This window comes from Oceanicaulis sp. (assembly GCF_965249665.1).
Taxonomy (GTDB): Bacteria; Pseudomonadota; Alphaproteobacteria; order Caulobacterales; family Maricaulaceae; genus Oceanicaulis.
This window is the reverse complement of sequence record NZ_OZ252247.1, coordinates 570,412-581,168: the sequence shown is the minus strand read 5'-3', so window position 1 is coordinate 581,168 and position 10,757 is coordinate 570,412. Positions and strand designations below refer to the sequence as shown.

Below are 10,757 nucleotides of genomic sequence, written 5' to 3'. Positions count from 1 at the left end.
GAGACGCCATGAAAACGCAAAGGAATGTTCGCGCCCTGCTGGGGTTGAACGGTGTTGTGCTGACAGGGATCGGGGTGATGCTGGTCTCCGACCCGCACGCCATGTTTGCGCTGAACGGGGTGACGCTTAGCCCTGATCCTAATCTGCTCAGCGAATTGCGCGCGCCGGGCGGCGCTTTGGCCCTGGGCGGCGGTTTTGTACTGGCTTCAGCCGCTTTGGGGGTCTGGATGAGAGCGGCGAGCGGCTTCAGCGCGCTCTTGCTGCTCGGCTGGGCGCTGGGGCGCTTGGTCTCTATCGCAATGGACGGCATGCCCGATACCGGCTTGCTCGCAGCTTTCGGGATCGAACTCATTTTAGGCTTTGCCAGCGTCTGGGCGCTGAGGGCGCTCTCGGGATCCTCCGCACTGGAGGCGGGACTGAAACCCGCCTAGGCTCCGGTCATGACGCGCCTTTTGCAGATCCCCTATTGGCTGGCGGCGGCTTTGCTCGTCGTCGGCCTTGGCTGGACCGCCTCCGCGGGCCTTCTGGTGACGGCGCACTGGAGCGCGCTGCTCGGCCCGTTTGTGGGCACGGCGGCGCTTCTGGGGATGGGCTTTCTCAATCGAGAGCGCTGGCGCGCCGCGCCGACCTTGTGGCGGACACGTGCGAGCCTCGCCGCGCTTGGGACGGCGCTGGTCAGCGGTATCCTCGCCGCCTGGCTCTTTGGCCCCGCCGTCATCGGCATCGGCTTGCAACTGGGCGGTTTGGTCGGTTTTATAGGACTGATGATAATCGCGGCGCGGGTTCCGACGAAAGCCTGATCTGGCGCGGTGTCGCGACACGCTCTAAGCTGGCCTCCATGTTGAAACGTATCAATCATCCTCTTGTCTGGGGCGTTCTGATGATGCTGGCGGGCGCGGGCGGGCTTGTGGCCCAGGGCGCGCTCGCGGGCGTCGGCCTGCCGGCCTATCTGGCGCTGGGCGCCGCTCTGGCTTTATTGCCGTTTCTGACCTGGACCTCGCGGGCGCGCTGGCAAGGCGCGGAGGATCGTGCGCTGGGCCGGATCGTGGTGCTGGCGCTGGCGGTGTATGGGTTGGTCATGGCGGTGATGGCGCTGGTCGTCGGGCAGATGGTCTATGCGCCTTTCGCGGGGCTGTATGTGGGCGGGGCGGTGATGCTTTTGGGGTTGCATTATGTGGCGCTGACCGCGCCGCGCACCGCTTAGACGAACGCCGCAATGGCTGGATTTGACGATCAGATGCGCCAGATCGAGCTGGCCGACCGGGCGCTGATGTACACGCTCAAGCGCTCGGCCCGGCGCAAGACGATCGGCCTCAAAGTCAGCGAAGACGGCCTGACCGTCACCCTGCCATCGCGCGTGAGCGCGCGTGAGGCGGACGCCGTGGTGCGTGAGAAAGCGTCCTGGGTGATCGACCGGCTGGAGCGACGGCAAGCGCGCACGCCGCCGGCGCTGAAAGGCGTGGACGGCGAAGTGATCGGCTGGCTGGGCGCGGAGTTGCGCCTGTCGGTGCTAACCCATGACAAGGCCCGCACCAAGGTCACGCGGACCGAGGCCGAAGTCATCGTGCATGTGGACCGGCATCTTGATCCGTCAGATAGCCGCAAAGCGGTGCTGGCCGCGCTCAGGCGCTGGCGCAAGAGCGAGGCCCTTGCCCTGATGACGCCCAAGCTCGAAGCCTATGCGCAGGCGCTGGGCGCCAAGCGTCCGAAGGTCAGCGTTCGGGAACAGAAGGCGCGCTGGGGCTCATGCTCATCCGACGGCTCGATCCGCATGAATGCCCGCCTGATCGCTTATCCCGAAGCGCTGATCGATTATGTCTGCGCGCATGAGGCCTGCCACCTGAAAGTGATGGATCACTCGCCGCGCTTTCATGCCTTGCTCAATGAGCTGATGCCCGATCAGCGGCGACGCCAGCGCGCCTTGCGCGAGACGCGACCTGCGGGCGGGGCGTTCTAGTCGCGAAATCGCGTTTCACGCCTATTTGTCCGTGCAATTCTTCAGTCCGACACAGCTTCGCCCCATTGACGCCCTCGGGGGCGTGCGGAGTACGCTGCTGCAACATGAAAGCAGGGCGATTTGAACGATGTCCCACGACGAAGAATTTTACCGCGAGCGGCGCTTGCCGCCTTATGTCTTCGCTGAAGTGAACCGGATGAAGCAGGCCTATCGCGCAGAAGGCCGCGACGTCATTGATTTTGGCATGGGCAATCCCGACCTCGCCCCCGCCACGCACATCATCGCCAAGCTCGCCGAAGTCGCCGCCGATCCGCGTGCGCACCGATATTCCGCCAGCCAGGGCGTGCCGTCGCTTCGCAAGGCATTGGCGCGCTATTATGACCGGCGTTTCAATGTGGGCCTGAACCCCGATACCGAGGTCTGCGTCACGCTAGGCTCAAAAGAAGGGCTGGCGAACCTCGCTCAGGCCATTACCGCGCCCGGCGATGTGATCCTGGTGCCGGACCCCTCCTATCCGATCCACATGTTCGGCTTTCTGATTGCCGGCGCCGCCGTGCGACCGGTGGGATTCAAGGACCCCGAGGATTTCCTGCGCGAGGCGGTCCATGCCTGTCGCCGCTCGATCCCCGCGCCTTCGGCTTTGGTGCTGAACTTCCCGTCCAACCCGACCGCCCAGGTTGTCGATCTCGATTTCTACAAAGAGGCGGTGCGCATCGCCAAGGAGAACGATCTCGTTCTCATCTCCGACCTGGCGTATTCGGAGATCTATTTTGACGGCAATCCGCCACCCTCCATCCTCGAGGTCGAGGGCGCCCGGGACGTGGCGGTGGAGTTCACCTCCATGTCCAAGACCTATTCCATGCCGGGCTGGCGCATGGGCTTTGCGGCGGGCTCCTCGCGTCTGGTGGACGCGCTCAAGCGGGTGAAATCCTATCTCGATTACGGGGCCTTCACGCCGATCCAGATCGCGGCGGTCGCCGCACTCGATGGCCCGCAGGACCATGTGGCCGAGGCGCGGGAGACCTACAAGAAGCGCCGCGACGTGCTGGTGGAGAGCTTTGGCCGCGCGGGCTTTGATATCCCGAGCCCGCCCGCGACCATGTTCGCCTGGGCGCCGATCCCCGAACCCTTCGCCCATCTGGGCTCGGTGGAGTTCGCCAAGAAGCTCTTGGAAGAAACCGATGTGGCCGTCGCACCGGGCTTGGGCTTTGGCGAGCGCGGCGACACCCATGTGCGTCTGGCCGTGGTGGAAAACGAACAGCGCATCCGTCAAGCGGCGCGGGCGCTCAAAGGCTTTTTCGCCAAGGGCTAACGCCTTGATTTGAAACAGGGTAAATGGCGCGTTCACCCTGTTTCTTTTCAATGTCTTAACAGGGGGCGACGGATTCTGGAGCTGTTTTGCGCGAGCGCGCGAAGTGGGATCTGGACATGCGGTCGCTTCTGGCGAACTTCCTTAATGAGACCCGGGGCAATGTGGCGATGATGTTCGCCATGCTGCTGGCGCCGATGGTGGTCAGCGTCGGCGGAGCGCTGGATTATTCGCGCACCTTCACCATCGGCTCTGAAATCCAGTCGGCCATGGACGCCGGCACCCTGGCGGCGGCGTCGCTGACCCAGGGTGAAGACCCCGAAACGGTCGTACGCAATTACATCACCGCCGCTTTGTCAGAACATAACGGCGTGCTGGAGCGGCTGAATGTTCAGGTCAGCTCGGATACGGCGATCAATTCACGCGAGGTGAGGGCGGACGCCGTGATCAGCGTGCCGACCTTGATGCTGGGGCTGATCGGCTATGACGCGCTGACGCTCAACCGCACGTCTGAAGCCAATGAACGGGTGCGCAATCTGGAGATTTCGCTGGTGCTCGATATTTCGGGCTCTATGGGCGGATCCAAGATTTCCGCTTTGCGTGACGCCGCTGAAGAGTTCGTCCTGTTGATGATGGACCCTGATCTGGACGGTCTGACCAGCTTGTCCGTCATCCCGTATAATGGCGGGGTGCGATTGCCGGCGACGGTCACCAATGATCTCTTGTCAGGCACGCCCAATGATAGCGGCTGTATCGAGCTGGGGGTCTCGGATCCGGTCGAGATGGAGCTGGCGTCTGACGAATACGACTGGCTGGACTGGCAAGACCGCGATCAGCGCGGCTCGCGTTCGTCGTCCTTTTGCCCGGAAGAGTCTGAAGCCACGGTGTTTTTAGAGCAGACCCGTTCGGTCTTGCTGGATCTGATTGAAGGGCTCAGCGCGGGCGGGAACACCGGCCTTGATCTGGCGACAGCCTGGGGCGCGCGGGCGCTCGACCCGGTCTGGCGGGGGCGTCTGGGCGGGGACTTCACCGATCGTCCGGCGGCCTATGATGATCCATCCACCATGAAAGTGCTGGTGGTGATGACGGACGGCGCCGCCACCGCCCAGTATCGCCGGGCGCAAAACTGGCGCGGCGATTGGTACACGTACGAGCTCTACAGCGCCGCCACGGCGCGCTCCAATATGGCGGCGGCGTGTGATGACGCAGAAGCCGCGGGCGTGCACATCTACACCATCGCCTTTCAGGTTTCAGGCGCCACCAACCGGACCCTGATGCGTGAATGCGCGAGCAAGACCGAGAACTATTACCAGGTAGAGAGTCTCGACATCTCTTCCGCCTTCAACGCGATCGCTGCGGACCTCAACAGCCTGCGGCTGGCGCGATAGCGCTGTTAACTTTTCATAAACTATTGTTTTAACTTGATTTTGGTCTGTTTGTTGCAGGCTGCTCCATCGCATGTTCCGGCTTGGAACGGTTTTGGCGAAGGCGTTCAGATGCAAGCGCTCCTGGGTTTTCTTTCTCGCTGGTCTTCAGACCGCCGCGGCAATGTGGCGATCATCATGGCGTTGTGTTCGGGCGTGCTGGTGACAGCGGTGGGCGGCGCGCTCGATTATTCGCGCAGCGCCACGGTCAGCTCTGAACTGCAAAGCGCTTTGGATTCCGGCACGCTGGCGGCGGCGTCCCTGACCCAGGATCGCGCTCCGACTGATGTGGTGCGCGCCTATGTGGAGGCGGCGCTGGAAGATCACCCGCAATTGCTGGCCAGCCTTCAGCTGGATGTGAACGCGGACATCTCGCTCAATTCGCGCGTGGTGACCGCCACAGCAAGCGTCGCCATGCCCACCACCATTCTGGGCCTTGTGGGCATCAATTCGCTCACTTTGGAACACTTCTCAGAAGCCATCGAACAGGTGCGCGATGTGGAGATATCGCTGGTGCTGGACGTGTCGGGCTCCATGGGCGGCAGCAAGATCAACGCGTTGATCGACGCCGCCGACGAGTTTGTGGAAATCGTCCTGGCGGCGGACGCGGCTGAACGCACCAGTATTTCCGTCATCCCGTATAATGGAGGCGTGCGCACGCCCAGCGAAGTCAATGACGATCTGATCGACGGCAACAACAATGCGCGCCGCCGGTCGGGGTGTGTCGATATGGGTACGGACTATCCGGTGGATATGACCCTTCCCTATCGGGACATGAATTTCATCGAATACAATGGCGCCCTGCAACGCAATAACAATCACTCGTCCTTTTGTCCGCGCTCCAACATGGAATCCGAGTTCCTGTCGCAAAACCAGAGCCGCCTGCAAGGGCTGATCCAGTCTTTGCGCGCCAGCGGCAATACCGGTCTGGATGTGGCGACCATGTGGGGTGTGCGGGCGCTGGATCCGGCCTGGCGCGGGCAGCTCGGCGGGAGCTTCTCTGATCGCCCGGCGTCTTATGACGACCGCGACACGATCAAGATCCTGGTGGTGATGACTGACGGTCAGGCCACAGCGCAATACCGAACCGAAGAATACACTTACACAGACTGGCGTGGTCGACGCCGGACGGGTACGCGCAATTATGAGATCTATTCGGCGCGCCAGGCGCGTGAGAACATGGCGGAGGCGTGCGACGTTGCTGAAGACAATGGGGTGCAAATCTACACCATCGCCTTCCAGCTCAGCGGCAACACCAATCGCGATCTGATGCGCAACTGCGCCAACAAGCCCCAGAACTATTATCAGGTGGAAAATCTCGATATCGCCGAGGCGTTTTCCTCCATTGCCGCTGACATCAACCGTCTGCGACTGACCCGTTAAAGGGCAAAACAAGGCGGGGCGTGAATACCCCTTGTTTCCTTACGGTTGAAAAACATGGCGTCTCAGACTTCATTGTGTCCGAAATTCACAATGGAGTCTCAGATGGCGGATCCGCAGTCTCAAACCGTTGAAGCGCCCAAGCGCAATGCGTTCACGCGCTTTCTCGATGGCGTGGAATGGCTGGGCAATCTGCTGCCGCACCCTGTGACGCTGTTTGCTTTGCTTGCGGCGGGCATCGTCCTGCTCTCAGGCGTTTTCGGCTGGATGGGCGTCGCAGTTGAAGATCCGCGCCCTGCCGGGTCCAGAGGCGTGGCGGAAGACGGCATGATCCGGGCGGTCAGCCTGATGAATGGTGATGGCGTCCGGCGTATTTTCACGAACCTGACCGAGAACTTCACCAGCTTCGCTCCGCTGGGCGTCGTGCTGGTGGCGATGCTGGGCGTTGGCGTCGCGGAAAAGTCGGGGCTTTTGTCCGCCGCCGTGCGCGCCATGGTGCTGGGGGCGCCGCGCCATGTGGTGACGGTGGCCGTGGTGTTCGCCGGCATTGTGTCCAACACGGCGTCCGAAGTGGGCTATGTGGTCCTGATCCCGCTGGCTGGCGCGATTTTTTATGCACTGGGGCGACATCCGCTAGCGGGCATGGCGGCGGCCTTCGCCGGGGTGTCCGGCGGCTATAGCGCGAACCTCTTGATCGGGACGGTCGACCCGCTGCTGGCGGGGATCACCGAAGAAGCCGCCCAGCTGGTCGACCCCGAGTATACGGTGAACGCGACGGCGAACTGGTTCTTCATGATCGCGTCCACTTTCCTGATCACCATTGTGGGGTCGCTGGTGTCCATCTTCGTCGTCGAGCCCAAGCTCGGCGCCTATGACCCTGAGCGCGCCGATCCGACAATCCTGAACAAGTCCATGATGGAGAACCTGGCCGAGCCGGAGAAGAAAGGACTTGCTGCGGCGGGGCTCGCTTTCCTGGCGGTTCTGGCGGTCATGGCCTACACACTGCTGCCCGATGTGCGCTTTCCAGCCTGGCTGCCGCTGCTCTCCGGCGCTTCGGTACCAGAGGTTCTGCCCGGATGGGGCGTTTTGCGCGATCCTGACACCGGCAGCGTCATGCGGTCGCCGTTCTTTTCCGGCTTTGTGGTCTGGATCCTGATCTTCTTCATCGCTGTGGGCTACGCCTATGGCCGTGTCGCGGGGACCATGAAGACGGATCGCGACATCATTGACGCCATGGCCGCCGCGTTGGCGTCTCTGGGGCTCTACATCGTGCTGGTGTTCTTTGCGGCCCAGTTCGTGGCGTTTTTCGGCTGGACCAATCTGGGCGCCATCACGGCTGTGACCGGCGCGAATTTCCTGCAGGAAACCGGCATGACCGGCCCGGCTCTGTTCTTCTTCTTCATTCTGATGTGCGCGGTGATCAATCTGTCGCTGGGCTCGGCTTCGGCGCAATGGGCGGTGACGGCGCCGATTTTTGTGCCCATGCTGATGCTGATCGGATATTCGCCGGAGGTGATCCAGGCCGCCTACCGGATCGGGGACAGCACCACCAACATCATCACGCCCATGATGAGCTATTTCGGCCTCATCCTCGCCTGGGCCACGCGCTATGATAAAAATCTGGGCGTGGGTACGCTGATCGCGATGATGCTGCCCTATTCAATTTTCTTCATGCTGACCTGGTCCGGCTTCTTTTTCGCCTGGGCCTTTGTGTTTGATCTGCCTGTCGGTCCGGGTTCACCGACATTCTATCCGGCGCAATAAGACGCTGGCGGACACAAAAAAGCCGGGCGGTTGTCGCCCGGCTTTTTCACAAAGGTGGTGAGAACGCCTATTCATCCATCATCGCATCGCGAAGGACGCGGAATTCGTTGTCCTCATACCAGTTCGGCCAGTCCTCGGAATCAGCGAGGCGACGCGAGACGCGGTACATCAGTTCAGTGGCCTGCACGAAGCCGCCCATATCCCAGTTCGGATCAAACTCGTCGGCGGGCTTGTGATAGGCCTGCAGACGATAGGCGGTCTCGATTTGAGCGCCATACTCCCGGCCGCCGTCTTCAGCGACAGACCCGGAATCGGCATACAGCATCGGCACGCCGCGACGGGCGAGCGTGACATGGTCTGAGCGGTAGAAATAGCCCGCTTCCGGGTTCGGATCGGGGCTGAGATACATGCCGTCCGCTTCCGCTTCCATGCGCAGCAGGTCTTCCAGCTCTGATGCGCCATAGCCGATCACGACAATGTCTTCCGTACGACCGATGGGCAGGATGCCGTCAAAGTTGAAGCCGCCCACGGTCTGGTCCAGCGGCACGAGCGGGTTCTGGGCGTAGTATTCTGATCCCAGAAGGCCAGATTCTTCGGCTGTCACCGCGACGAAGATCAATGACCGTTCCGGCGGAATCTCGGCTTTAGCGTAAGCTTCCGCCAGTTCCAGTATGGCTGTGATTCCAGTGGCGTTATCGACGGCGCCATTATAGATCTGATCGTCGCCCGAGAAGTTCAGGCGCACGCCGATATGGTCCCAATGGGCCATGAACAGCACGTATTCGTCCGGGCGCTCTGACCCCGTGACCTGACCGGCGACATTGTTGGAGGTCAGGCTGCGCAGTGAATTGGTCAGCGACGCACTCATTGTCGCCCGACCCATATCCACCGGCGTGAACTCAGGGCTGACAGCGGCTTGGCTCAGCTCCACGAAATCGAGATCAAGCGCATCAAACAGCTCGACGGCCTTGTCCTCGGTGATCCAGGCCTGAACGTCGGCGCGCTCCTGACCGGCGGAGGAGGCGAGGGTGAATTGCGGTCCGCTCCAGCTTGATTGGACGGTGCCCCAAGGGTAGGAGGCCGGGGCGGTCTGGTGGACAATGATCGCACCTTCCGCGCCCTGACGGGCGGCTTCTTCGTATTTATAGGTCCAGCGGCCGTAATAGGTCATGGCTGAGCCGTTGAACCAGCCGGCATCAGGATCGGCGAAGCCCGGATCATTGATCAAGATCACCACCGTCTTGCCGGTGACGTCCACGCCATCATAATCGTTCCAGCCATATTCGGGCGCGACCACGCCATAGCCCACGAACACCAGTTCGGACGCGTCCAGGCTGACTTGTTCTTCAGGGTTCTGAGACCAGAACACCACATCCACATTGGTCTGAAGGCCCATCGCCTCGCCATCCACGCTGATGTCAAAGCTCGATGCGCTTTCATCGAGGGTGGATTCAATCAAGGGCACCGGTTGGAACCAGCCGTCTGTCCCCGCAGGCTCGAGGCCGACGGTATCCATTTCCTCGGCGATCCAGCTCGCCGCCTGCTCGCCATGTTCGGACGCCGGGCCGCGGCCTTCGAACCGGTCATCGGCCAAGGCCGCAATTCGATAGGCGAAATCCGCTTCGGTGATGGCCGCATCACTGGGCTGGTGCGCGGGATAGGCGTTGCTGGTTTGGGCGTCTGAAGACGCGGATTCTGATGGCTCATCCGTGGCTGGCGTATTGGCGGGCTGGCTGCAGGCGGTGAGCGCCATTGCGACCAAGCTGGACGTTACTAAATAACGTAACATTTTGACTCCCCACAAGAAATTTTCTGCAGTGCATCGTGCATTGATCCCATGCGCATGCAAGCCCGGTACGAGGAGGTCTCGACAGGACGCGTCAAAGGATGCGAGGATTAAGTGAACGCCGTTCACTTGCCCGATTGAGAGGCGAGGGCGGACCGGGCGCCAGCCCGATCACAAGGGAGGAGACAGCGCGCTATGGATCTTGCTGCGCTCGATGCGGTCCAGATTGAACTTGCGCCCGGCGCGCAGCTGATTATGCCGGTCATCCTGGTGGCTATAATGTTCGGGGTGGCGCTGGACGTCCATGTGAAGGACTTCGCGCTTCTCAAGGCCCGACCGGTTCGCTTTATTGGCGCCGCGGCCGCCCAGATCATCGGCTTGCCGCTGGTGACCCTGGGCCTGATCTTGGTGCTCGCTCCGCCGCCGTCCATCGCGCTGGGCATGATTGTGGTGGCGTGTTGCCCTGGCGGCAATGTCTCCAATTTCCTCACGCATCTGGCCAAGGGCGACACTGCGCTATCGGTCTCGCTGACCGCCACATCCAGCCTGGCGGCGGCACTGCTGACCCCGGTCTCGATCGTCTTCTGGACATCGCTATACGGCCCGGCGGATGCGCTGGTGGACACGATCGACGTCTCGCCCGTGCCCTTTGTGGTGCAGACGACGCTGTTGCTCGCCCTGCCTCTGATTTCGGGCATGGTGATTGCGCATCATTTTCCAAAGACCGCGCGGCGTTTGCGCCCGATCTTCCTGATGGCGGGCCTTCTGGGGCTGGCGGTTCTGATCATTGGCGGGGTGGGATCGAACTGGGCGCTCTTTACCGCCACCGCAGGCAGCGTGTTGATCATCGCCATGATCCATAACGCCGTCGCGTTAGCCTTTGGGGCCGCCTCGGGGCGGGCTCTGGGCTTTGAGACGGCCGGACGGCGCTCGGTGACCTTTGAAGTGGGCATCCAGAACACCGGGCTCGGTCTTGTGATCTTGCTGGGCCAGTTCGAAGGCGTGGGCGGGGCGGCGGCCATCACCGCGCTCTGGGCGGTCTGGCATCTGTTCAGCGGCGGCCTGCTTGTCGGCTTCTATCGCGGGCTCGACTGGGTCCGCCTGCAAAAGAGCGCCCGAACGGCGCCTTGACACAAC

General features: G+C 62.0%; 10 protein-coding genes. 9 read left to right on the top strand and 1 reads right to left on the bottom strand.

Annotated elements, in window-relative coordinates:
- Positions 1 to 8: 8 nt before the first annotated feature.
- The 8 genes from ACP154_RS02830 (at position 9) to ACP154_RS02795 (ending at position 7,834) form a co-directional block, all read left to right on the top strand.
- Complete coding sequence (locus ACP154_RS02830) at positions 9 to 431, top strand: DUF4345 domain-containing protein (protein ID WP_421857073.1); 423 nt, start codon at positions 9 to 11, stop codon at positions 429 to 431.
- A 9-nt stretch (positions 432 to 440) separates the two neighbouring features.
- Positions 441 to 800 carry a hypothetical protein gene (locus ACP154_RS02825; protein WP_421857075.1) on the top strand — a complete coding sequence of 120 codons (360 nt, stop codon included), beginning with the start codon at positions 441 to 443 and terminating at the stop codon, positions 798 to 800.
- A gap of 38 nt (positions 801 to 838) precedes the next feature.
- Positions 839 to 1,204 (top strand): hypothetical protein, encoded by a 366-nt coding sequence (locus tag ACP154_RS02820; RefSeq protein ID WP_421857077.1) that lies wholly within the window; start codon positions 839 to 841, stop codon positions 1,202 to 1,204.
- Between the two features lie 12 nt (positions 1,205 to 1,216).
- Positions 1,217 to 1,957 carry a M48 family metallopeptidase gene (locus ACP154_RS02815; protein WP_421857079.1) on the top strand — a complete coding sequence of 247 codons (741 nt, stop codon included), beginning with the start codon at positions 1,217 to 1,219 and terminating at the stop codon, positions 1,955 to 1,957.
- A gap of 127 nt (positions 1,958 to 2,084) precedes the next feature.
- Positions 2,085 to 3,269, top strand: coding sequence for an LL-diaminopimelate aminotransferase (locus ACP154_RS02810; RefSeq protein ID WP_421857081.1), 1,185 nt, complete (start codon positions 2,085 to 2,087; stop codon positions 3,267 to 3,269).
- Positions 3,270 to 3,385: 116 nt separating this feature from the next.
- Positions 3,386 to 4,654, top strand: a complete 1,269-nt coding sequence (locus tag ACP154_RS02805) for a pilus assembly protein TadG-related protein (protein WP_421857083.1) — start codon at positions 3,386 to 3,388, stop codon at positions 4,652 to 4,654.
- A gap of 108 nt (positions 4,655 to 4,762) precedes the next feature.
- Positions 4,763 to 6,073: a pilus assembly protein TadG-related protein gene (locus tag ACP154_RS02800; RefSeq protein ID WP_421857085.1), complete on the top strand. Its 1,311-nt coding sequence runs from the start codon at positions 4,763 to 4,765 to the stop codon at positions 6,071 to 6,073.
- 102 nt (positions 6,074 to 6,175) lie between these two features.
- Entirely contained in the window at positions 6,176 to 7,834 is a 1,659-nt protein-coding gene (locus tag ACP154_RS02795) for an AbgT family transporter (RefSeq protein ID WP_421857087.1), read from the top strand.
- A 67-nt stretch (positions 7,835 to 7,901) separates the two neighbouring features.
- On the opposite strand, the gene ACP154_RS02790 is transcribed toward ACP154_RS02795, so the two are convergent.
- A complete protein-coding gene (locus ACP154_RS02790; RefSeq protein ID WP_421857089.1) occupies positions 7,902 to 9,623 on the bottom strand; it encodes a M28 family metallopeptidase in 1,722 nt (573 codons plus the stop codon).
- A gap of 192 nt (positions 9,624 to 9,815) precedes the next feature.
- On the opposite strand from ACP154_RS02790, the gene ACP154_RS02785 reads away from it, so the two are divergent.
- Positions 9,816 to 10,751 (top strand): bile acid:sodium symporter family protein, encoded by a 936-nt coding sequence (locus ACP154_RS02785; RefSeq protein WP_421857091.1) that lies wholly within the window; start codon positions 9,816 to 9,818, stop codon positions 10,749 to 10,751.
- Positions 10,752 to 10,757: the final 6 nt, after the last annotated feature.

Excerpts from the sequence above, each read along its gene's own strand:
- ACP154_RS02800 (WP_421857085.1), top strand. The coding sequence starts at position 4,763 with ATGCAAGCGCTCCTGGGTTTTCTTTCTCGCTGGTCTTCAGACCGCCGC.
- ACP154_RS02795 (WP_421857087.1), top strand. The coding sequence starts at position 6,176 with ATGGCGGATCCGCAGTCTCAAACCGTTGAAGCGCCCAAGCGCAATGCG.
- ACP154_RS02805 (WP_421857083.1), top strand. The coding sequence starts at position 3,386 with ATGCGGTCGCTTCTGGCGAACTTCCTTAATGAGACCCGGGGCAATGTG.
- ACP154_RS02825 (WP_421857075.1), top strand. The coding sequence starts at position 441 with ATGACGCGCCTTTTGCAGATCCCCTATTGGCTGGCGGCGGCTTTGCTC.
- ACP154_RS02830 (WP_421857073.1), top strand. The coding sequence starts at position 9 with ATGAAAACGCAAAGGAATGTTCGCGCCCTGCTGGGGTTGAACGGTGTT.
- ACP154_RS02815 (WP_421857079.1), top strand. The coding sequence starts at position 1,217 with ATGGCTGGATTTGACGATCAGATGCGCCAGATCGAGCTGGCCGACCGG.
- ACP154_RS02785 (WP_421857091.1), top strand. The coding sequence starts at position 9,816 with ATGGATCTTGCTGCGCTCGATGCGGTCCAGATTGAACTTGCGCCCGGC.
- ACP154_RS02790 (WP_421857089.1), bottom strand. The coding sequence starts at position 9,623 with ATGTTACGTTATTTAGTAACGTCCAGCTTGGTCGCAATGGCGCTCACC.
- ACP154_RS02820 (WP_421857077.1), top strand. The coding sequence starts at position 839 with ATGTTGAAACGTATCAATCATCCTCTTGTCTGGGGCGTTCTGATGATG.
- ACP154_RS02810 (WP_421857081.1), top strand. The coding sequence starts at position 2,085 with ATGTCCCACGACGAAGAATTTTACCGCGAGCGGCGCTTGCCGCCTTAT.